This window comes from Nonomuraea sp. NPDC001831, assembly GCF_042892035.1.
GTDB lineage: Bacteria > Actinomycetota > Actinomycetes > Streptosporangiales > Streptosporangiaceae > Nonomuraea.
In genome coordinates this window covers 1-21,099 of record NZ_JBIATU010000031.1, presented here as the reverse complement: position 1 = coordinate 21,099, position 21,099 = coordinate 1, and the positions used below count along the sequence as shown (strand labels likewise).

Annotated in this window: 22 protein-coding genes; 9 read left to right on the top strand and 13 right to left on the bottom strand. The window is 71.1% G+C overall.

Annotated elements, in window-relative coordinates; translation table 11 throughout:
- Positions 1 to 33: 33 nt before the first annotated feature.
- A complete protein-coding gene (locus ACFYYW_RS47850; RefSeq protein ID WP_387660952.1) occupies positions 34 to 2,838 on the bottom strand; it encodes an ATP-binding protein in 2,805 nt (934 codons plus the stop codon).
- Between the two features lie 134 nt (positions 2,839 to 2,972).
- Between ACFYYW_RS47850 and ACFYYW_RS47845 the strand changes: the two genes are divergently transcribed.
- The 3 genes from ACFYYW_RS47845 to ACFYYW_RS47835 all read left to right on the top strand — a co-directional run bounded on the left by ACFYYW_RS47845 (position 2,973) and on the right by ACFYYW_RS47835 (position 5,158).
- The gene (locus tag ACFYYW_RS47845; RefSeq protein ID WP_387660949.1) at positions 2,973 to 3,758 is read left to right on the top strand and encodes an alpha/beta fold hydrolase; all 786 of its coding nucleotides are present in this window, start codon (positions 2,973 to 2,975) and stop codon (positions 3,756 to 3,758) included.
- On the top strand, positions 3,755 to 4,297 hold the full coding sequence (locus tag ACFYYW_RS47840) for a dihydrofolate reductase family protein (RefSeq protein ID WP_387660946.1): 543 nt from the start codon (positions 3,755 to 3,757) through the stop codon (positions 4,295 to 4,297). Before ACFYYW_RS47845 ends, ACFYYW_RS47840 begins: the two co-directional genes overlap by 4 nt.
- A 543-nt stretch (positions 4,298 to 4,840) precedes the next feature.
- A complete protein-coding gene (locus ACFYYW_RS47835; RefSeq protein ID WP_352360929.1) occupies positions 4,841 to 5,158 on the top strand; it encodes a hypothetical protein in 318 nt (105 codons plus the stop codon).
- Positions 5,159 to 5,640: 482 nt separating this feature from the next.
- On the opposite strand, the gene ACFYYW_RS47830 is transcribed toward ACFYYW_RS47835, so the two are convergent.
- Positions 5,641 to 6,885: a M28 family metallopeptidase gene (locus ACFYYW_RS47830; RefSeq protein WP_387660942.1), complete on the bottom strand. Its 1,245-nt coding sequence runs from the start codon at positions 6,883 to 6,885 to the stop codon at positions 5,641 to 5,643.
- Positions 6,882 to 7,127 (bottom strand): hypothetical protein, encoded by a 246-nt coding sequence (locus ACFYYW_RS47825; RefSeq protein ID WP_387660939.1) that lies wholly within the window; start codon positions 7,125 to 7,127, stop codon positions 6,882 to 6,884. Before ACFYYW_RS47825 ends, ACFYYW_RS47830 begins: the two co-directional genes overlap by 4 nt.
- Positions 7,128 to 7,359: 232 nt before the next feature.
- Between ACFYYW_RS47825 and ACFYYW_RS47820 the strand changes: the two genes are divergently transcribed.
- Positions 7,360 to 8,181: a sulfite exporter TauE/SafE family protein gene (locus ACFYYW_RS47820; RefSeq protein WP_387660936.1), complete on the top strand. Its 822-nt coding sequence runs from the start codon at positions 7,360 to 7,362 to the stop codon at positions 8,179 to 8,181.
- Here ACFYYW_RS47820 and ACFYYW_RS47815 read toward each other — a convergent pair.
- The 5 genes from ACFYYW_RS47815 to ACFYYW_RS47795 all read right to left on the bottom strand — a co-directional run bounded on the left by ACFYYW_RS47815 (position 8,153) and on the right by ACFYYW_RS47795 (position 11,706).
- Positions 8,153 to 9,271 carry an ArsO family NAD(P)H-dependent flavin-containing monooxygenase gene (locus ACFYYW_RS47815; RefSeq protein ID WP_387660933.1) on the bottom strand — a complete coding sequence of 373 codons (1,119 nt, stop codon included), beginning with the start codon at positions 9,269 to 9,271 and terminating at the stop codon, positions 8,153 to 8,155. The genes ACFYYW_RS47820 and ACFYYW_RS47815 overlap by 29 nt on opposite strands.
- The gene (locus ACFYYW_RS47810; RefSeq protein WP_387660929.1) at positions 9,268 to 9,666 is read right to left on the bottom strand and encodes a metalloregulator ArsR/SmtB family transcription factor; all 399 of its coding nucleotides are present in this window, start codon (positions 9,664 to 9,666) and stop codon (positions 9,268 to 9,270) included. The genes ACFYYW_RS47815 and ACFYYW_RS47810 overlap by 4 nt, the downstream gene beginning before the upstream one ends.
- The gene (locus ACFYYW_RS47805) at positions 9,663 to 9,911 is read right to left on the bottom strand and encodes a hypothetical protein (RefSeq protein WP_387660926.1); all 249 of its coding nucleotides are present in this window, start codon (positions 9,909 to 9,911) and stop codon (positions 9,663 to 9,665) included. Before ACFYYW_RS47805 ends, ACFYYW_RS47810 begins: the two co-directional genes overlap by 4 nt.
- 198 nt (positions 9,912 to 10,109) lie before the next feature.
- On the bottom strand, positions 10,110 to 11,525 hold the full coding sequence (locus ACFYYW_RS47800) for an FAD-dependent oxidoreductase (RefSeq protein ID WP_387660923.1): 1,416 nt from the start codon (positions 11,523 to 11,525) through the stop codon (positions 10,110 to 10,112).
- 25 nt (positions 11,526 to 11,550) lie between these two features.
- A complete protein-coding gene (locus tag ACFYYW_RS47795; RefSeq protein ID WP_387660920.1) occupies positions 11,551 to 11,706 on the bottom strand; it encodes a hypothetical protein in 156 nt (51 codons plus the stop codon).
- Between the two features lie 289 nt (positions 11,707 to 11,995).
- Here ACFYYW_RS47795 and ACFYYW_RS47790 point away from each other — a divergent pair, with 289 nt between their 5' ends.
- Together ACFYYW_RS47790 and ACFYYW_RS47785 are read left to right on the top strand one after the other, a co-directional pair.
- On the top strand, positions 11,996 to 12,283 hold the full coding sequence (locus ACFYYW_RS47790; protein ID WP_387660917.1) for a hypothetical protein: 288 nt from the start codon (positions 11,996 to 11,998) through the stop codon (positions 12,281 to 12,283).
- A 426-nt stretch (positions 12,284 to 12,709) separates the two neighbouring features.
- Positions 12,710 to 13,159 carry an ATP-binding protein gene (locus ACFYYW_RS47785; protein WP_387660914.1) on the top strand — a complete coding sequence of 150 codons (450 nt, stop codon included), beginning with the start codon at positions 12,710 to 12,712 and terminating at the stop codon, positions 13,157 to 13,159.
- Between the two features lie 9 nt (positions 13,160 to 13,168).
- Here the strand turns inward: ACFYYW_RS47785 and ACFYYW_RS47780 are convergent, their stop codons facing one another.
- A complete protein-coding gene (locus ACFYYW_RS47780) occupies positions 13,169 to 13,474 on the bottom strand; it encodes an AI-2E family transporter (RefSeq protein ID WP_387660912.1) in 306 nt (101 codons plus the stop codon).
- A 296-nt stretch (positions 13,475 to 13,770) separates the two neighbouring features.
- Positions 13,771 to 14,775, bottom strand: coding sequence for a tyrosine-type recombinase/integrase (locus ACFYYW_RS47775; RefSeq protein ID WP_387660909.1), 1,005 nt, complete (start codon positions 14,773 to 14,775; stop codon positions 13,771 to 13,773).
- Positions 14,776 to 14,926: 151 nt separating this feature from the next.
- On the opposite strand from ACFYYW_RS47775, the gene ACFYYW_RS47770 reads away from it, so the two are divergent.
- Positions 14,927 to 15,508, top strand: a complete 582-nt coding sequence (locus tag ACFYYW_RS47770; RefSeq protein WP_387660906.1) for a DUF5994 family protein — start codon at positions 14,927 to 14,929, stop codon at positions 15,506 to 15,508.
- Positions 15,509 to 15,627: 119 nt separating this feature from the next.
- A complete protein-coding gene (locus tag ACFYYW_RS47765; protein WP_387660903.1) occupies positions 15,628 to 15,951 on the top strand; it encodes an STAS domain-containing protein in 324 nt (107 codons plus the stop codon).
- Positions 15,952 to 16,504: 553 nt separating this feature from the next.
- On the opposite strand, the gene ACFYYW_RS47760 is transcribed toward ACFYYW_RS47765, so the two are convergent.
- The 3 genes from ACFYYW_RS47760 to ACFYYW_RS47750 all read right to left on the bottom strand — a co-directional run bounded on the left by ACFYYW_RS47760 (position 16,505) and on the right by ACFYYW_RS47750 (position 19,386).
- Entirely contained in the window at positions 16,505 to 17,425 is a 921-nt protein-coding gene (locus ACFYYW_RS47760) for an NAD(P)-dependent oxidoreductase (RefSeq protein WP_387661048.1), read from the bottom strand.
- Complete coding sequence (locus ACFYYW_RS47755) at positions 17,422 to 18,870, bottom strand: MFS transporter (RefSeq protein ID WP_387660900.1); 1,449 nt, start codon at positions 18,868 to 18,870, stop codon at positions 17,422 to 17,424. The genes ACFYYW_RS47760 and ACFYYW_RS47755 overlap by 4 nt, the downstream gene beginning before the upstream one ends.
- A 69-nt stretch (positions 18,871 to 18,939) precedes the next feature.
- Entirely contained in the window at positions 18,940 to 19,386 is a 447-nt protein-coding gene (locus ACFYYW_RS47750) for a carboxymuconolactone decarboxylase family protein (protein ID WP_387660898.1), read from the bottom strand.
- A gap of 129 nt (positions 19,387 to 19,515) precedes the next feature.
- On the opposite strand from ACFYYW_RS47750, the gene ACFYYW_RS47745 reads away from it, so the two are divergent.
- Positions 19,516 to 20,406, top strand: a complete 891-nt coding sequence (locus ACFYYW_RS47745; RefSeq protein WP_387660895.1) for a LysR family transcriptional regulator — start codon at positions 19,516 to 19,518, stop codon at positions 20,404 to 20,406.
- Positions 20,407 to 21,099 lie beyond the last annotated feature (693 nt).

Sequence of the window (21,099 nt, the reverse complement as noted above, 5' to 3'; positions counted from 1 at the left end):
AAGCAGCATGTGAGTATCCGTGGAGGACTCCTGTTACGGGGTTCTCCTACCCGTCCTCGTGATCAGTGCTTCGAGGGCGGCTCGGCCCTCTTCGGCGCGATGTGGGATCAGCAGGAGGGTATGGGCCCGTTCCAGCCGGGCGTCGATGCCCTCCCACTGGGCGACCGAGGCCGTCAGCGCGTCCGGGTCCGCGTGGAGCCTGCCGCCGGCGCGAGCCAGGCATGCCGAGGCCCAGTGGTTCTCACCGGCTGTCAGGAGCGCGGCCGCGAGCCGGTCCGGGGCATCAGGCAGCCCGGCGACGACGGCCAGCTCGGCTCCCGCCGCCTGCGCGTACGCCGCGTAACGTCCCATCGAGAACGTGCCGAAAGCCCTCCCCACCAGGGCGGCCGCGTCGCTCAGGTCACCGGACTGCAGCGCGGCACGGGCATCGACGAACGCGCCGAAGGAAGTCAGCCGGGCATGCCCGGCCTGCGCGTGGTCGACCACCACGCCGGCCCTGTGACGCCAGAGCCGGAAACGGACCCGGTCGTCGAGAAGCCCGTGGGCGAGCGCCACGGCCGACACGGAAGGCAGCAGCCATCCGGCCGGGGGCCGGCCGGCTCGTTCCCAGCCCGCCCACATCCGTTCGCCGTAGCGCAGGGCCGCGCCGAGGTCCCCGGTGAGGACGAGCGCGGGGATCAGCCTGCTGGCCGAAATGTAGGGGTGGTCCCCGACGAGGTCGTCGGCCATCATGATCCGACCGGCGGTGATCGCCGCGGGCAGATCTCCCGCGACGATCGCGTCGGTGCAGGCCACGTGCAGGGTGTCCACGATCTCGATGGCCGAACGCGGGTCGTCGCGGTCCATCACGGACAGCAGTGCCAGCCGCTCCTCGGTGTGCCGCCGGGCTTCGCGATGCCGGCCGGCCCGTACGGCGGCGGTCGTCACCGCGTCGAGTCCCGCGCTGATGAGCACGGCGTCGCCCGTCGTCCGTGCGACGGCGAGCGCGCGGGCGGCCAGGGCCGGGTCCGGGTCGAAGGCGCCCGGCCGCGCGGTCCAGGCCGCCGCCGCGGCGAGGGCCGCGGCCACGGTCGGGTCGCCCGGGTCTCCGGCCTCGGCGGCCTCGGCGGCCTCGGTGAGATGACGGCGGAGCCGCTCGCCGGGAATGCCCTCGGGGAAGGAGGCCAGAAACCTCGCCGCTGTCTCCACCGCACGGGCCAGGGCGACCGCGCGGCCCTTCTCGTCGCCCGCGGCGTGGGCCTGCGCCGCCGAGGCGAGCAGCAGGTCGAACACGAATTGCCCGGAGATGTTGTCCAGGGAGCAGTCGGCCGCGTGCCGCAGGTCTTCGGCCGCTTCGGCGGGACCGGGCGCTCGTTCGGCTGCCTGCCGGTAGTGGCCTTGGGCCTCGGCCAGGAATCGGCGGGCGAAGGTGAGGTGACCCAGCGAGCGGGCCAGCCGGTGCGCCGCCCCGCCCGGTCCGGGCGGTGCGGCGGCCAGCGCCGCACGCAGATCGTCTGAGACCTCGTCGAACTCCCGCCGCCAGCCCTCGGCGCCGTCCTTCTGGCTGTCTTCGAACGGCGCCGCTGTCCCGGCGCCGTGCTGTCCGGCGGCGATCAGCCGCTCCCGCATCGCCGTAGCGGTACTGGCGGCCCACAGCAGATGGAGTTCCCGAGCCGGGTCGTGCTCGCCGGAGTCTCGTAGCAGGTCCTCGGCGAAGGCTCTGACGGTCTGCAGGAGCCGCCATCGGCTCGCCGTCCCCGGGGCGCGTACGACGAGACTCTTGTCGACGAGCCGCCCCAGCACATGGCTCACGGCGCCGGGTGGGCGGCCGGCGGTGAGCGCCGTCGCGGCGGCCAGGTCGAAGCCGCCGCAGAACATCGACAGCCGCCGGAACAGCGCCTGCTCTTCCTCGTCCAGCAGGTCGTGACTCCATTCGAGCACCGCGCGCAGGGACCGATGCCGCCGGTCGGCGGCCCGTCCTCCGGTGAGCAGCCTCAGCGTGTCGTCGAGCGCGACGAGCAGTCCGGCAAGCCCCAGAGAGGCGCTGCGGGCCGCGGCGAGCTCGATGGCCAGGGGAATGCCGTCGAGGCGGGCGCAGATCTCCGTCAGCAGGGCCGGGTCGGCGTCGAACTCCGGATCGGCCGCGGTGGCCCGGTCGAGGAAGAGCGCCTCCGCGTCGGAGTCCAGGGGCAGCGGGCCGATCGGCACGGTACGTTCGCCGGGCACGCCGAGGCGCTCGCGGCTCGTCACGAGGATCCGGGTGCCGGGGCAGGCTGCCAGCATCCGCTCCGCGAAGCCGGCAGCGGTGTCCAGCACGTGCTCGCAGTTGTCGAGGACGAGCAGCGCCCGACCGCGGCGAAGCCGTTCGATGACGGCGTCCTCCAACGGCTGCTGGGCGCGCTCACCGACCCCGAGCACCTTGGCCGTCGCCTGCGTGACGAACCCGTCCCGTACGGGAACCAGATCCACGAACGCCCCGCCGGCCGGGTACGTGGAGCAGATCTCCGCCGCGAGGCGGCTCTTGCCCGCGCCGCCGGGACCCAGCAGGGTGACCAGCCGGGAGGCGCCGAACGCCGCCAGGACCGCCTCGTGTTCCCGTTCGCGCCCGACGAACGAGGTCATCGGGGCGGGAACCCCGGGTTGCGGCGTGTCAGGGATGTCGCGGTCCACACCGGCCTGCACCGCCTGCTGCGCCAGCTCCTGCCGGTCGGCCACGCCGTACTTGCGCAGCAGCGAGGCGACGTGGCTCTCGACCGTGCGGACGGAGATGCGCAACCTGTTCGCGATCTGCGCGTTCGACAGCCGCGCCGCCACCGCCGCCAGCACCTCGGCCTCGCGCTGGGACACCTTTGCGATCATCCGGACATCATCACGTACGTATGGACGTCACGGACGTCTCAGTGGCGAATCAGTGGAGTCCACGGATGTCGAACAGCTGCCACGTGAAGCATTCTGATCATGCAAGCGACGAACACGAACACGAGGGAAACGACATGGACAAGGTCATTTCGCAGGACGGCACCGCGATCGCCTACGACCGGATCGGGCAGGGCCCGGCGATGATCCTCATCGGCGCCGGCCCCACCGACCGATCCGCCAACGCGCCCCTGGCCGAGCTGCTGGCCAAGGACCTGACCGTCTACAACTACGACCGGCGCGGCCGCGGCGACAGCGGTGACACCGCTCCCTACGCGGTGGACCGCGAATACGAGGACATCGAGGCGCTCATCACCGCGGCGGGCGGGTCGGCGCACCTGTACGGCACCTCCGGCGGTGGCATCATCGCCCTGGAGGCCGCCGCCCGCGGGCTCGCCGTCGACAGGCTGGCGGTGTGGGAGGTCCCCTACATCCTGCCCGGCACCCGTACGCCGGTGCCGGCCGACTACCGCGAGCAGCTCGTGGCGCTGCTGGCCGAGGGCCGCCGGGGCGACATGTGCGAGCTGTTCCTCACCGCCGCGGTCGGCATCCCGGCCGAGTTCGTGGCCCCGATGCGCGACTTCCCGGGCTGGCCGGCGATGGAGGCCGTGGCCCACACGCTCGTCTACGACGCCACCATCACCGGCGACTTCTCCCTGCCCGCCGATCGGCTGACCGGCGTCACGGCCCCCACCCTGGTGATCGACGGCGAGACCATCCCGTGGATCAGCAGCACGGCGCAGGCCGTGGCCGACCTGCTGCCGGACGTCCGGCGAGCCACCCTCACCGGTCAGCCTCACAACGTGGACCCCGAGGCCATCGCACCCGCGCTCGCCGCGTTCTTCACCGAGGCCACAGCGTGAGCACCATCGTCTCGCAGCTGTTCGTGTCGCTGGACGGTGTCGTGGAAGCCCCCGAGCAGTGGCACTTCCCCTACTACGACGAGGAGATGGCCGCGGCCGTCTCCGGCCAGCTCGACGAAGCCGACATCCTCCTGCTCGGACGCAGGACCTACGAGGTGTTCGCCGCCTCGTGGCCCGGCAGAGGCGGCGAGGTGCCGTTCGCCGACCGGATCAACTCGATGCCCAAGCTGGTGGCCTCGACCACGCTGACCTCCCCGGCCTGGCAGAACACCACCGTCATCCCCGGCCCGCTCTCCGGCGAACTCGCCGCCCTCAAACAGGGGCCGGCCCGGCACATCACCATCAGCGGCAGCCTGACCCTGGTGCGATCACTGCTGCGCGACAACCTGCTCGACGAACTGCACCTCCTCATCCACCCGGTCGTCCTCGGCCGTGGGGAGCGGCTCTTCGCCGACGGCGGTCCGACCCCGCTGCGACTGGTCCACTCGGCCACCTTCGCCACCGGGGTCCTGCACCTGATCTACCACCCTGGCCCCTGACAAGGCGGGGGCAGAAACCCGGTGGATGGACACGGATTTCGAGGCGTCCGCTGCGCGGCCGCGGAAGCGCCGCTCAGTGGTCGCGTCTCACTGATCGCCGTCCCCGCGAGTGAATACCCATCCGGCGGCGTCGAGCCCGCTCAAGTGCCGGCGTTGCCGGTGACGGCGCAGGAGCGGATCGCCTCGGAGTCCGAGGCGATCGTGCGGCGGCTCCATCTGGCGCAGCGCTCGAAGCGCCCATCCAAAAGGATGGAGCGTCCACGATGCCTCCAACCTGCAAGGATTGATATTCGGCGCCCGCACCTCCATCTCCGCCTGACCGGAACAACCACGAGATCGATCAATGCGGTGATATGAATGGGTGGGCGATGAGCGAGCGAACGTTCGAAGTCCGACTGTGCGGGCGACCGGCCCGTTCGGGCAGCTCGTGCAAACAACACGTCTACGGATCCGACGTGGCGTGCGGTATTCACATCACCGACCATGAACGGGCCCTGTCCGAGGCGTACCAGCGCGGCCGACGGGAGGGGCACTCCGGCGGGCATGACAGCGCGCTCGACGGCCCGGCAGGAGATCGAGCGACTTCAGCGGCGTGTCGCCGAACTGGAGCAGCATCTCGACGACGCCCAGCGCTACTACGAGATCAACGGCGACCAGGTCGTCGAGGTCGGCAAGTACGCCTATCGGTGGCGTGGACAGCCACCCCTCACGGTCGGCGAACGAGTGTTGCTTCCCGAGAACTGGGTCAGCCAGATGACTGAAGGCCGAGGGACGTTCGTCGGCGAGGTGACCAGGCTCGGCGCTACTTACCGCGGCCACCTGTCAACCATCGTCAGCAGAGCAAGAACCGACCAGAGCTGACCCATATCAGCGATCGGCCACCGACCCGGTATTCCGCGCTCGCCACGTGCTCTTCGGTCAGCGACACGCGTAGACACGGGGCGACAGGCCTGGGTATTTTCCGGGCGGCATAACGCGGCAGAGCGACACAATCGAATACGCCAAGATTGTTCGCGACATAAAAGCTCGCGGCTTTTAATCCGTAGGTTCCGGGTTCGAGCCCCGGGCGCCCTACCACTCCGACTTGGGGTTTCCCGCGATTCTGTAGTCGAGTTGTGTGATCGTGAGTCACGGTGAGACACATGTGAGTCACGTACCAGGGCGGGCCGTTGTTCGCCTTGCGCGCGGTTTTGCGAGCGGCCTTGCGAACCAGCGGCCCGGACGCTCTCGGGATACAGCCGAGGCAGCACCGAGGTGTAGGCGTCGGCGGTGAGGACGATGCTGGCGCAAGCCCCGGGAATCCCGATCGCGGTCACCCGCCAGGACCCGTCGCTGAAAGACGATCAGCCGGTAGGCCGACGGGACAGCAACCACGTGGTGGCCACAATCAGGCGGGCTGCCGCCACCAGAGTGTCCGGCTGGACGCGGTCAGGGGTTTCGGCGGGGGTCTGGTAGCCGGGCATGCCCATGCCGATGCCGATCGCGGCCAGTCCGGCGGCGGCGTAGCGGCGGTTGTCGGAGGCCATCGCACCTGCCCGCAAGGGCACGCCAGTCAGGCGGGCGGCCTGGTCGAGCGTGGCCAGCAACCCGTGGGCGGGACCTCCCGCCTCGACGGCGGCAGCCTGGTGAAGATGCGCGGCACCGTCGAGGTTGATCACGAACGTGTCCGGCGGCAGGGTGATGGCGTGGTGGGCCGAGCCCCACGCGCCCGCCTCCTCCGCATCCAGGAAGGCCACCGCCAGCTCCAGCACCCCTGGCGGCGCGGAGGCCGCCAGCACTCGGGCGACCTCCAGGACCGCGGCCACGCCCGAGGCGTTGTCGGCTGCCGCCGGCAGGCGCCGATCGGGATCGTCGCCGACGCCGTCGTAGTGCGCGCTCAGCAGCACCCGTACGTGGCCATCACCGACGCCGGAGTGCGGGAAGCGGGCACGGACGTTGTGGCCGTCCGCGCCGACCTGCCGTAGCGGCATCGACCCGGTCACCTGCACGGGGCCGGCGGCCATGGCAGCACTCAGATGTGCGTGCCGGTCGGGGTGCACGGCGATGATCGGGACGGCGCGGGCGGCCGGGCCGGCGATCATCTTGGGCATCCACCCCTCGGCGTCGGTGCCGCGCGCGGTCAGCACCCCGGCCGCGCCGTGGGCCTCGGCTCGTTCGCACGCCCGCGCCCAGTCTCCAGCCTCGGCCAGCACCCACCGGCCGCGCAGGTCGGCATCGTAAGGTGCGGCCGGCGGCGCGGTGCGCGGGTTCGGCAACTCGGCGGAGGCGAGGTGCTCGACGAAGTCCCGGCGGTGCTCCAGGCGCAGCACCTGACCGCCCGCGCTCCATTCGAGCACCGGGGTGGCATACAGCTCCCGCACGTCGGCGACGGGGAAGGAGTCGAGTTCGACCTCGGCGCCCAGCTCGCGCAGCCGCTCGGCGAGCCACGCGGCGGCGGCGCGGCCTCCGGGCGTGCCCACGCGCCGCCCGGCGTAGTGGTCGCCGGCCAGCTCGTGGACCGTGGCCTTCATCCGCTGTGCAGACACCTGGCTCAGCATCGCGGCGAGGCCGGCCGGGGGCGAGTCCACGTCCGGGGGCGTGGATGTCATCCGCAGCACCCGGCGGAGACGGCGCCGGGGGCCTGAGTGTCGACGAGGGCCGGGGCCTGGCCGCAGCAGCCGGACTGCGCGGCCTGCTGGGCTGCGGCCGGGCTTCCGCAGCAGCTGGTGGCCGCCTGGTCGGTCTCGCTCGTGCTGAGTGCGGCAGGGGCTCCGCAGCAGCCGCCGGCCGCGGACGGGGCGAACGCCTCTTCCAGGTCGCCGATGAAGCCGCCGCTGGTCTGCTCCGTCACCGTGGTCTCCTTCGTGTTGGGCAGCGGCAGGGCGCCACCAGATAGTTAGATATATGTCTAAGCAGTCCGTACGATCTCATATTGCTTAGATAAACGTCAAGATAGATGCCGGTCGAACTAGCCCGAGGCAGTGACGTGCCCGCCGGCTCCGTCGATAGCGTGAGCCGAGCGGGCACAAGAAGCCGTGCATGCCGGACACGGCGGCCGGCGTGGCGAGCCAGGAGCTTGGTCGATGACCGTGAAGGAGAGCACCATGCCCGCGCCGGCGGCACGCTCGCTGCCAGTGGCCTTCACCGCCGGCGCGGTGGTAGGCACGCTGGGCGGGATGATCGGCCTGGGCGGCGCCGAGTTCCGGCTTCCCCTGCTGATCGGCCTGTTCGGGTTCGCAGCGCTGTCGGCGGTCATCTTGAACAAGGCAATGAGCCTGATCGTGGTGCTGGTCGCGCTACCTGCCCGGCTGGCCGCCGTCCCCCTGGCCGAGTTGGCCGCGCACTGGACGGTCGCGGTCAACCTGCTGGCCGGCAGTCTGCTGGGCGCCTGGGCGGGAGCCTCGTGGGCGGTCCGGATGCGCACCGCCACCCTCTACAAGGTCCTCGGGGCTCTGATGGTGCTCATGGCCGCCGCTCTGGTGCTCACCCACACCACCGCGGTGGGCTCGCTCGCCCTGCCGGGCCCGCCGCTGGCGGTGACCGGCGTCGTGGCCGGGTTCGGCATCGGGGTGGTGGCGGCCATCATGGGCGTGGCCGGCGGCGAGTTGCTGATCCCGACAATCGTGTTGCTCTACGCCGTGGACATCAAGGCCGCGGGCAGCCTGTCGCTGGTGGTGTCGCTGCCGACCATGCTGGTCGCGTTCGCCCGCTACAGCCGGGACGGCAGCTTCGCCGTCCTGGGCGCCAATCTGCGCTTCACCGTCATCATGATCGCCGGCTCTGTCGCGGGCGCTCTCCTCGGCGGGCTGCTGCTCGGGGTGGTGCCCGATCTCGTCCTCATTCCCGCCCTTGCCGTCGTCCTGGTGATCTCAGCGGTCAAGATGGCCCGTCACGCCAGAGACTGACGGCACGACGCGCAGGCCGGGTACCGCAGATCTCCAGCCGGGCGACGATCTCTGCGGCCACTTGCCGTGCCGTGCGCCCCGCGCCGATGAGGGTGGCCGACGCGGGGGCGGTCCAATCCCCGTAACCGAGCAGGTGCAGGCGGGGCTCATCGACCGTCTGGGTGCCCCGGGTGGGGATGAGGCCGTCCCGGCCACGCAAGCCCAGGGGCGCAAGGTGGCGCAGGGCGGGCCGGAAGCCGGTGCACCACAGGATCACGTCGCAGGCCAGCGTGCTGCCGTCGGCCCAGGCGACGCCGTACGGGGTGACCCGGGCGAACATGGGCTCGGCCTTCAGTACGCCGCGATCGCGGGCCTCACGCACGGGCGGGACGGCGACGATGTCGCCCAGGTCGGCGATGCCTCCGGCCTGCCGGCCTGCCTGGGCCGCGCGGTGGCGGCGGGTGGCCAGGTCGAACAGGGCGCGGCCGTCGATGTCGTCGGGCAGCAGGCGTGGCGGGCGCCGGGTCACCCAGGTGACCTCGGCGACCGTGGACACCTCGGCCAGGAGCTGGGCGGCGGAGTTGCCACCGCCCACGATGACCACGCGCCCGCCGCGCAACGGTTCAGGGCCGCGGTAGCCGGCAGTGTGCAGGTGCTCGCCGCCGAAGTCGCGCAGGCCGGGGTAGTGCGGGACGTAGGGACGCCACCAGGTGCCGGTCGCGCTGATCACGTTCTTGGCCTGCCAGGTGCCGAGGCTCGTCTCGACCAGGAGGTGACCGTCACCACGCCGGACGGCGTGCACTGTCACCGGGCGCAGAATCGGCAGGTCGTAGCGGCGTTCGTAGTCGGTCAGGTAGGTGACGACCTCGGCGGCGCTGGGACAGCCGCCATCCGGGGGGATGGGCATCATGCGTCCGGGCAGCGAGCTGTACTGGGCCGGCGAGAACAGGCGCAGGCGGTCCCAGGCGTGCCGCCACGCGCCGCCGGCGCTGTCCTGGGCGTCGAGGATGACGAAGTCGGCCTTCGCGCGGCGCAGGTAGTAGCCGGCGGCCAGGCCCGCCTGCCCGCCGCCGATCACCAGGACGTCGACGGGCCGGGGGGCGGCCGTCATGCCGGAAGCAGCTCCAGCTCGGCGCGTCCCGCGGCGGGCTGAGGGACGGCCCCGGCAGCGGACCCGGTGAGCGGAGCGAACAGCGCACCGAGCCTGTTGACCGCCTCGGGGATGATGCGGTAGTAGACCCAGGTGCCGCGCCGCTCCCCGTCGATCAACCCCGCCGTCCGCAGCACCTTGAGGTGGTGGGAGATGGTGGGCGCGGTCAGGTCGAAGGTGCCAGTCAGGTCGCAGACGCACGCCTCGCCGCCGGCGTGGGAGCCGATCATCGACAGCAGGCGCAGCCGCACCGGGTCGGCCACGGCCTTGAGCAGCGTGGCCAGCTCGGCGGCGTCGGCCTCGCCGAGCGGTTCGCGGGCGATCGGGGCGCAGCACTGGCCGGACGGGACGGTCATGACAAGCCCTCCTGATTCGAAGCTTGTCTAAATCCTAGGCGATGACGGGCCACCAGCGCGAACGCGGCGATCCCGCAGGCGGCGGCGACCGCGCTCATCACCCAGCCATGGCCAACGGCCTGGGCCAGAGCGACCGCACCCAGTGGGGCCGACGCCTTGCCTGCGACGGAGAAGACCGCGATGCGGCCGGCGGGCACCCGGTTCCGCAGGCCGGTCGTGACCAGCCGTCCGGTCACCGACAGCACGCCCGGCAGGCCGGCCAGCGCGGCGACGGCCCGCCGTCCATGCCCGGCACGCGACGGGCCGCTTGGTGCTGGGCCTGCGGGCGGCGACCAGTTCGTCGGCCAGCCGTGCGGCGGGCATCGGCTCGTGGTCGCAGATGAGGCGCAGCGCCTCCTTCTGGGCGGCGGTCGGGTAGCCGTAGGACATCGGGGTTGTTCCGCTCAGCCGCAGCAGCCGCCGCCGGACTCGGCGGTGGCGCCCACGGTGGCGAGGGGAAGCGGGGTGGACAGCAGGCCGCCGCTGATGCCGGTCGCCAGGCCGACCCGCTGCTCCTGCTTCTCGACCAGGTCGGAGGAGCACACGCCGGTCTCGGGCAGGTCGAGCTGAACGTCCCGGGCCGCCTCCCAGTCCCCGGCCAGCGCCGCCACGACCGAGCGGACCTGCTCGTAACCGGTGGCCATGAGGAACGTCGGTGCGCGGCCATAGCTCTTGACGCCGACGGCGAAGTAGCCGGGCTCGGGGTGGGCGAGTTCGTCCACGCCGTGGGCCGGGACGGTGCCGCAGGAGTGCTGGTTCGGGTCGATCAACGGGGCCAGGGCACGGGGAGAGCCGAGCACCGGGTCCAGGTCGAGCCGGAGTTCGGAGGCGATGGAGTGATCGGGGCGGTAGCCGGTGGCCGACACGATCCGGTCCACGGTGACGGCCTGCTCCCGGCCTGACGGGGCGCGGCTGACGACCTCGGCGCCCTGGTCGGTGGTGTTGACGCGGTGGGTGAAGAAGCCGGGCAGCAACTGGATGCGGCCGGATTCGACGTGGGCGCGCAGCCGGGTGCCGAGCGCGCCGCGGGCCGGCAGCGCGTCGGCCTCGCCGCCGCCGTAGGTGCGGGTGGCGTTGCCGGCGCGGATGGCCCAGGTGATCGGCGTGTCCGGCAGCTCGGCCAGCGCGAGCAGGGTGGTGGCGGCCGAGTGGCCGGCGCCGACGACCAGCACGCGCTTGCCCTCGTAGCGGTCACGGTCGGCGCCGAGGACGTCGGGCAGGGCGTGGTCGACGAAAACCTCCGCCTCGCCGTGTGCGGGCAGGCCGCTCGAGCCCAGCACGTTAGGGCTTGTGTAGGTGCCGGAGGCGTCGATGATCGCGCGGGCCTGGAGTTCGGTGCCGTCGTCGAGCCGGATCAGGAACGGGGCCTGCTCGCGGCCTGTCGTGCGCACGCGGTCGTAGCCGAGGCGGCTGATCGCGGTGACCTTCGCGCCGAGCCGCACCTTGTCGCCGAACAGCTCGGCCAGCGGGGCGAGGTAGTCGTCGATGAGTTCAGCGCCTGTCGGCAGCCAGTCGGAGTCCGGGGCCGTCCAGCCGTCGGCCTCCAGCAGGCGGCGGGCGGCGGCGTCGATGTTGTACCGGTACGGGCTGAACACCCGTACGTGCCCCCACTGCGCCACCGAGGCGGCGACCCGGTCACCGGCCTCCAGGATCGTGAAGTCGATGCCACGCTCGGCCAGGTGGGCGGCGGCGGCCAGCCCGACCGGACCGGCGCCGATCACGACGACGGGCAGATCGTTCGCCGGCCCGGAGGCGGCCTGCTGAGGGATGGCGAACTGCTCGATCTCGACGGCAACCGTGCCGCAGCAACTGTCACTCATGACGGCTCTCCAGATGGCGCGCGGGTTAGCGGAAGGACAGGGACGACAGGGCGGAGGCGCGGGCGCGTTCGACGGCCGCGTCGGCGCGGCAGGTGCGGTCGCACACCTCCGAGGTCGCCTCGTCGAAGGCGAAGCCCGAGACGAGGGCGGGGTGGCGCAGGCGGGTGAGCAGAGCACTCATCGCGCACCTCCTGAATAGAAACTCATCTAAACAGCTCAGATTGTGAACCACTGGTTAGAGAAATGTCAAATTAGATGAGCGCCTAAGCCCAGGTGTGCGGGCTCCGCCAGCCGTCAGCCACACCCGCCGACTGAAGGCGCCGTCCGGTGGGCAGCACGCGGCCAAGGCGGCCTGCAGATCGGCCGGCGCCCGCCGCGCCCCGTCGGGGTCGGCGCGGTAATAGACGGCCTTCCACTCGCGCCGCGACGTGAGCACTCCGCCGTCGCGCAGTGCCGCCAAGTGCGTGGAGGTGGCCGACTGGGCAAGCGAACGCGAGAGCGTCGACACGGTCATCTACGCGACCGGCTACCTGCCGCACCTCGACTTCCTGGCCCCGCTCGGCGCGCTTGACGAAACAGGGCTGCCCCTGCACGTCGGCGGCCTGTCCGCCACCCACCTCGGGCTCGGCTACGTCGGACTGGAGTTCCAGCGCTCCTTCGCCTCCAACACCCTGCGCGGCGTCCACCGCGACGCCGGACACGTGGCGGCACCGATCACCGCCTGCACCGGCGGCGTTCTGGCGGCTTACGGCTTCTGAGCAGCGACAGCGCCGTACGACGGACCTGACGGTGCTGGGCCCGCAGCAGTCCCGGTCGCGAGGGCTGTACGGGCCGTCTGGGCATCTGTCACTTCGTCCGCCCCGAGGAGTCTCGCCGGCAGCCGGGACCCGGGCCGTTTCCCGTTTCGCCGCGGGGGCAGGGATGTCGCGAGTCAGGATCTGATTGCACAGCGGTCGTCGTCACTCCCGCAGGTCACGCTGATCGCGCCATCGAAGGGACCATGATGTCCAAGGCGCCGTCAGCCGTCCCATGCCCGTGCCGACCGCCGTGGCCCCTCCGGCATCTGATGTCCCGGCCGCTGTCGACATGTCGCGACGAGCGGCGGGCGAGCGGCGCGCTCAGGTGGCAGCTCCCCAGGACGGCAGCCGACCGTCCCGGTGACCGGCGATGAGCGGGCGTGACCGGTGAGCGGGTTGTTCGGGCCGCCGCCGGAATGCCGGGACCCGCTGCTGACCTGGGCACTGAGTACGTCCGGGCCGGGTGGTGCGGCCGCGTACGATCAGAGCGCGTTACGGAAGGGCGTGAGCGCGCATGCCACCCAGCAGGGGCTGTCGTCGGCTCGGCGGGCAGATCTTGAACTGGCGGTGCAAGAAGGCGTGGCGAACGTGTTCGATCATGGCGGTGGATCCGGGCGGGTCCGCCTGTGGCAGACCGATGGCCTGCTGTGCTGCGAGATCAGCGATCATGGCCCCGGGATCCCGGCCCGCCACTACCAGCAGCGGGCATCGATGCCTGACCGCGACCGCGACCACGGCCGCGGGTTGTGGCTGATGGCCGAGCTCAGCGACTCGCTCACGGTGACCACCGGCCCGGCCGGCACGACCGTCGTCATCGTCGTCCGTCTGCAGGACTGACTCTCCGCGTCAGGTGCGGCACTGTCGTGAACTCGATGGAGGACCGCCAGGACCGCCGCGCGACCGCCCGCCCGCGATCCCGGCCAGTATGCCGCCGACGGCCAGCACGATGATGATCGCCAGCGGGTGGAAGTGCAGCACCCGGCCGACGATCAGCGGCTGGAGCACGTGGTTCTCCAATTGCTGCTCGACGATCAGGATGCCGACGAAGATCAGCGCGTGGATCGGGCCCTTCGCGCCGAGCGTGACCAGCGTCGCGACACCAACCGCAACAGGCGCTCCTGAGGTGAGTTCACGCTCGGGAAACTTCCCCACCGGTCGGGGATAGGCGCACTTCCCCGCTTCGGCGAGGGAAAGTCGGAGCGGAGAATTTGCGTCACGAGCCCCACGGCCCGCGTGGCGCCGGCCTGGCGTGCGCTGAGCACCGCGGGAGGGTGAGCGCCATCAGGGCGGCCGGCACGCGCGAGCTCACCTGTCGACGTCCTTGGTTCCGGGGTTGACGATGGCGGCTTGCCGATCACCGCGGTCGTTGACGAACCGAAGGCCCTCACCATTTACAAGATCATCGATATCGTGTCGCGCCTGTGCCTGACCTCTGTGGTCGGTGCAGGCTAATGGTCGCTGATCAGGGCGTTCAAAGCGGCTGCCTTGTCCGCTTCGGTCGGCAGGCCGTAGCGGCGGGTGGTGTCCAACGAGCCGTGGCCGAGGAGGTCGGCGACCAGGATGGGGGCCGTGCCGTGGCGGATGAGCTGGGTGGCGAAGGTGTGGCGTAGGACGTGCGAGCTGAAGGGCTCGGTAGGGTCGTCACCCAGACCGACGGCGTCGCCAAGGCCGGTGATGATGTCCCGGGCTGCACGGTCGCTCAGGCGACCGCCGCGCTGGTTGAGGAACAGCGCGGGGTGGGAGCCGGCTCCCTTCCAGCCGGCGCGGGTTGCCAGCCAGTCGGTCAGGGCCTGGCGCAGGTCCGCATGGACGGGCAGCAGGCGGATCTTGCCGCCGTCGCGGCCCTGTCCGCGGATGCGCAGTTCCCCCGTGCGGGCTGAGAGGCGCACGTCGGTCAGGTCGAGGCCGACGACTTCGGAGATCCGCAGTCCGGCGTAGTAGGGCAGCAGGGCGACGGCTTTGTCGCGCGGGGAAGCGGTGAGCTGGACGTGGCGGATGTAGCGGCGGGCGCGCCGGGCGTCCAGGACTCGCGGGGTGGTGCGCCGGGAGTCGCGTTCGCGGCGGGTCCGGGGCCTGCCGAGGCCGCGGCGAGCGTAGAAGTCGTCGATGGCCGACAGGTAGGCGTCGATGGTGTTGGGAGCGCGACGGCCGTCCTTGAGGTGGCGGCGGAAGTCGCGTACCGCGCCGGCGGCCGCGGCCGCGTCGGTGAGCGGACCGCCGTCCGGGGCGGCGGCGTCGGCTTGGACGGCCAGCCAGGCCAGGTAGCCGCGCAGCCGGGAGGTGTACTTGGTCTTGGTGGAGTCGGCCAGCGGGGCGCGCTCAAGGGTGGCGGTGTAGTCGGCCAGGACGGCGGCGTGGGGAGCGGGGAGCGGGACGGCCCGCGACCGGCGCGGGTTTCCGGCAGCGACTCCGGCCGGCTCCGTGATTCCCGAGGGCGAGTTTCCGGAAGTCATCCACAGAGTCTACTTCCGGAATTATGTGATTCCGGAAGTAGGAGGTAGACTGAAGGTACCGAGGACTTCTCGAGCGTTGGCACTCAGGTCTGCGTCGCCCCCGGCGAACCACCACCGGCCCCTTCTGAGGGGCCCGGATAGGTCAGCGACCATGACGCCGACACTTCTTTCTCAGCCCGCACCGCTCAGCCCCACCTCGTCCGCGATGCCTCGGGCCGATTCCGCGCTACGGCTCAGTCTCCACCCGGTGCCGAATCGTCGATCGGTGGTGGACGGGGCCTGGTGGCCCTACTCCAGTGACACCGCCGCGGAATTCCCCGGTCTCATCGCCGCCGTCGACCGACTGCTTGATCGGGTCACGCTCCGCGTCGGCGTGCATGGCGATGCGTGGCAGAACATCCCGCGCCGCATCCCGGCCCGCGGTCGGCAGGTCCGCGTCGGCTGGTTCCGCCACACCGACCCGCGCATGATCACTCTCAGCTTCGCGTCCGGCGAGCCGGTCGTCCTGCTGATCATCCCGTCAGGAACCGCCGCCGGCGTCGCCGAGGCCGTGCTCAAGCTCACCGCCCAGGACACCGCCGGCTTGACGGCCGACGCCATTCTCACTCTGGCGCACCTGCCGGCGAGGCCCGGTCCGCCTGCGACGGCCGACTCGGCCCGGTGGGAGAACGAGGGCGGGTCGGTCAACGGGCACAAGGCGGCCTCGTTCACGGCACGGCCGATCCTGGCGTGACCCACGTGCCGCCTGCCGGCCGGATTGAGCGGTCCAGGCATCGCCCGTTGTCCGGCGGCGGGCCGATCTCCGGCCGGCAGGCATCTCATCGCGTTCCAGCTTCCCCACAGGAGACTTCCATGACCGTCATCGACACCGCCCCACTCGCCGAGGCGGGCGCCTCGGCGCCGACCCTCGTGCACCTGACGGGGGACATAGACATCTTCACCACGGCTCAGCTGCGCAGGCGGCTGATCAACACTCTCGCCCACAGCACCGACCTGCTCGTCCTGGACCTGTCCCAGGTGACCTTCTGCGGCGCCGGCGGCCTGGGCGTACTCATCGGCGCTCAAGGCCGGGCCCGGTCACTGGGCATCACGCTCGCCCTGACCGGCGTTCCGCCGCGCATGGCCCGGCTGATGCACATCACCGGCCTGAGCCACCGATTCCCGATCATCGCATGACCGGCATACCACCCACCCGCGAGGCCGGCAGGGGTGCTGCCCGCCGCCTGGAGCGTGCCGCAGGATGACGGCCCTGCCTCCGCTCAGCCTGCGGCAAGCCCTGCTGATCGTGGACGCGGTGAACGGGCTGCCCTCCGCCGACCGCCTGGGCAGAGAACGGCTGCCGGCGCAGGGAGTGGCGGCAGCGATCGCTGCGGGTACGCCGGAGGTGTGGACGGGACCGCCTCGCCGGGCATGATCGAAGCCTGGACGACGACCAGAACCTGGCGTCCACCACGATGATCGCCGCGAGCATGGTCCACCACCACCCGACGGAAACGCGGGCGATCCGCGAGGCGGACGAGCAGCCGGGTGCGCTCCCCCCGGTGGTCGCATGTCCGCTGGAGACTCGGCTCCGGCGGCGCGGCAGGCAGCTGCACCTGGCCGGTCACCAGAGCGCCGGAGGGCTGCACGGCACGCCCGCCCGCACGGCGGAGCGACTGAGCGAATCCGGTCGCGATCGTGGCGCCGACCGGAATCGCGTTCGGACCGACGCGGAAGCTCCCCGCCGTTCTCAGCCGGAGGGTGGGGTCGGCTTGCCGAGCAGCTCGGTGAGAGCTGAGATGCTGTGGTCGCCGTGGCCGGCCTCGGCGGCTCGCCGCAGCAGGTCGTTCAGCGGGACGAGCCAGGTCACGTCGACGTTCGTCTCCCGGGCGAGGTCCTCGTCATGGGCCGCTCCGGCCAGGAAGAGGTTCACGGAGGAGGCGGCGTCGCTGTAGTCGCCGCTGTCGATCTCGCTGGCGTACACCGGGAGCAGGGATTTGATCATGTCCAGCCACTTGCCGGTGAAGCGCACCATGCTGCCCGCCTGCAGCCCGCGCGCCCGGAGGGCGGCGGCGCCCTGGAAGAAGCCGACGAGGGCGGGCAGCAGGAGGGCGCCCACCGCCATCTCGTACAGGGCGGCCAGGTCGATCTCGTCGCCCAGGTGGACGGTGTCGCCGCCCAGTACCGTCAGCGTCGGCTCGCAGGCGTCGAAGACGGCCTTGTCGCCGCTGTAGTAGATCAGGGTGTCCGGCGCCCCCACGGCTGCGGGCACGTTCTTGACCGCGCCGTCGAGGTGGCGGGCCGCGTGGGCGGCGGCCCAGGCGGCCGTCTCCCTGGCGCCGGCCGGGGGTCCGCTGTTCAGGGTGACCAGGGTGCGCCCCGACAGTGCGGCGGCGACCGGTTGCAGGGCCTGGCGGGTGTCTTCGTACGTGGTCAGGCAGGTGATGATCAGCGGGCTCGCGGCCACGGCGTCCTCGATCGTCTCCGCGTGGATCGCGCCCTCGGCGGCCAGGCGTGCGGCCTTGTGCGGCGTACGGTTCCACACCGTCGTGGGGCGTCCTGCCCTGATGAACGCCTCGGCGATGGCCGTACCCATCGAGCCAAGCCCGATGACGGTGACCTTGTCGTCTGTCATTGCGTGTTCCTCGGTGTTGTGTGGTGGTCGGGTCAGTGGTGAGCGGACACCGCGTGCTTGCCGGCGCCCTGCGGGGACGTCTTCTTGTCCCGGTGCAGCAGCAGGAGCAGCGCCGTCGCGAGCCCGGCCAGCGCGAAGACCGCGGTGGCCAGGAAGGCCGCACGGAACCCGTCGTTCAGGCCCTCGGCGCCGGCGCCCGTCGTGGCGGCGAAGGCGACCGACGAGGCGATCGCGATGCCGAGCGCGGCTCCGATCTGGAAGACGGCGTTGTTGATGCCGGAGACCAGGCCGGACTCCTCGGGCTTGGCGCCGGTGAGCGAGGCGATGGAGGCGGCGACGTTGGTGCTGCCGATGCCGGAGCCGAAGACGACCAGGCCGAAGAACAGGTCGCTCCAGTAGCCGCCGTCGGGGTCGATCCGGGTCAGCAGCAGCAGGCCGCCGGCCAGCAGCGTCATGCCCGCGATCGCGATGGGCTTGTAGCCGACCTTGGCGACCAGCCGGGCGCTGACGTTCGCGCCGATGATCGACATGACCGCGTAGATGGCGGTGCTGAGCCCGAACTTCACCGCGCTGTAGCCGAGGACCTGCTGGGCGTAGAGCGAGGTGATGAGCGCCCCTCCGTACACCGTCATGGCGATGATGAGCATCAGGATGTTGCCGCCGACCACGGTCGGCGAGCGGAAGATCCGCAGCGGCACCAGCGGGGCCTGCGACCGGTTCTCGATCACGGTGAAGATCACGAGCAGTACGGCGGCGCCGACGAGCATGCCGATGGTCCGGCCGCTGCCCCAGCCGGCCAGCGGCGCCTCGGAGACGGCGTAGACCAGCAGGGCGATGGCGGCGGTGATCGTCACCGCGCCCGCCGGGTCGAAGCGGCGGCGGCCCTCCCGGACCGGTGTCGCCTTGAGCAGACGGGGGCCGAAGACGAGGACCGCCGCGACGACCGGGACGTTGATGTAGAAGATCCACTCCCAGCCGAGCCCGTCGGTGATCGGGCCGCCGATGAGCAGCGCGGCGGTCGCGCCGAAGGCGCCGACGCCGGTCCAGATGCCCAGCGCCTTGTTGCGCTCGGGCCCTTCGGCGAAGGTGTGCATGAGCACCGCCATCGCGGTCGGCGTCATGATCGCGGCGGCGACGCCCTGGACGATCCTGGCGGTGATCAGCACCGAGTCGTTCCAGGCCAGGCCGCACAGCACTGAGGCGAGGCCGAACAGGGCGGTGCCGAACAGGAACATCCGGCGTCCGCCGAGCAGGTCGGCGGTGCGCCCGCCGAACATCAGCAGGCCGCCGAAGCTCAGCAGGTACGCGCTCATCACCCACTGGACGCCGCCCGGGGAGAAGCCGAGCTCGGTCTCTATGGAGGGCAGGGCCAGCATGACGATCTGGGAGTCGACGATGACCATGAAGAAAGACGCCACCAAGAGGGTCAGCGCCAGCCATCTCCGAGGGTCGGGGGCTTCCAGAGGGTCGCGAGGTGTCATCTTTTTCTCTTCCGGGATGCATCAGGGCAGCGCGAAGCCGCCCCGCAGGGATGTCTGGCCTGGTGAGACCTAGTGCGGAGGGGAGATCCTCGCGGTCAGGCACATGCGATCGAGCGCGTTCGCGACGGACACGGCCATGATCAGATTCGCGAGGTTGTGGGGACCGAGCAGGTTCTCCGCCGCGCCGTACACGTCGTCGGGCACGCCGTCGGCCGGGAGCTTGGTCATCGTTTCGGCGAGAGCCAGAGCGGCCCGTTCGGAGTCGGTGAACCGGCGCGAGTCGCGCCAGCCCGCCAGCTCGTTGAGCCGCTCCTGCCGCTCGCCGAGGCGGATCGCCTCCGCGGAACGCAGGGCCAGGAAGTACGCGCAGCCGTTGAGCTGGGCGACCCGGATGCGCGCGAGTTCGCGCAACCGGTCATCGCACAACCCCTCGCGGCGCAGCACGTCCTCCAGTTCGGTGATCAGGCGGGCGGCTCGTGGCGACGCTGCCGCCAGTTCGATGCGCTGCCTGGTCATCGTGTCGTTCTGCCCTTCGTCGCCGTCGGTGGTCGCCTGCCTGAAGCAGTGTGAATCCGGCAGATGGTCACGAACAACGGCAAAGTTCTCACCGTTCGGTAAGGTGCCCTTACCGAACGGGGGGAGCCGGTGAACTGGCAGGAGCTGGAGACGTTCCTGGTGCTGGCCGAAGAGCTGCATTTCGGCCGTACCGCCGACCGGCTGCACGTGTCGCGCGCCCGGGTGAGCCAGATGACCCAGGCCCTGGAACGCCGGGTCGGCGGCCCGCTGTTCGAGCGCACCAGCCGCCGGGTGGCCCTGACCCCCTTGGGCAGGCAACTGCGTGAGGACCTCGGCCCGCACTGCCATGGGATTCTCGAAGCCATGGCCAAGGCGTCGCACACCGCGCGCGGCATCGGCGAGGTGCTGCGCGTGGGCTTCTCCAGCCCGCTGGCCAGCGAGCGGGTCATGACCGTCGTCGAGGCGTTCCGGGCCGCGCATCCGGGGTGTGAGGTGCAGATCCGCGAAGTGCACCTGTCCGACAGGTACGGCGCGCTGCGCCGGGGCGAGCTGGACCTCCAGGTGATCGAACTGCCCGTGGACGAGCCCGATCTGACCGTGGGCCCGGTGCTCGTGCGCGACCCGACCATGCTCGCCGTCTCCGCCTCTCACCGCCTGGCCGGCCGTACGTCGATCTCCATCGAGGACCTCGGGGGTGAGAACCTGCGCCTCATCGACGGCATGCCGGGCTATTTCCAGGCGCGTCACCTGCCTGATCGCACGCCGGCCGGGCGGCCCATCCATCACTCGACCACCACGAAGTACTGGCAGGAACTGCTCGCCCTCGTCGCGGCGGGTGAGGGCGTCACGATTGCCGCCGCCCAGGGCGCCCGTTACTATCCACGGCCCAACCTGGTCTACGTCCCGTTCCACGACGTCGGGCCGTTCGAGTACGCGCTGATATGGCGTACGGCGAGCGTCTCCGCCAAGGCCCTGGCCTTCACCCGGGTGGCCGTGGAGACGCACTCCTCCAGGGCATGACCGGCGCCGAAGCGCCCGCCCCCGGCAGGCCTTGCCGGCGGCCGGCCGGCTACCTGCGCCTGATAGGAACGACCACGAGATCGATCAATTCGGCGCCATGACGGCGACCTGCGTGACAGCGGTTGAACCGAGGAGATGCTCTGACCGATGCCGACGCCGTCAGCCACTCATCCGCAATCCCGTACTCGACTCATCGATGCCAGACCTGGAAATTCTTAAGCGAAGGAACAGGATCGGCTGAGAGGCTCGGGTATTTCCGGGGCGGCATACCGCGGCAGAGCGACGCAATAAAAGCTCGTGACTTCAATCCGTAGGTTCCGGGCTCGAGCCCCGGGTGCCCTACCACGACGACCTGGGCGGATTACCCGATCTTTTATGATCTGGAAGCGCGCCCGGTTGCGGTTCCGGTTGCGGTCAGCCCGGCGTGCTCGATGACCACCTGGATGCGATGACTTCACCCGGCGGGGTTTGAAAAACACTGTGAATGCAGCCAAAAAGTGGCGCTTCCGGGAAGCGGACGCACGACACGGAGACGCCGCCCGGCGCGGTCTGCCGCTGTGCCACGCCCCTTCCGTATTCCATGGGGGCAGATGTCGGGTATGTGTAGACTCCCGGGTCCATGAGAAGCCGCCTGCTGATTTCCGGTGCCACGCTGGCCATGGTGTTATCGGGGTGCCAGTTCGGCCCTGCCTC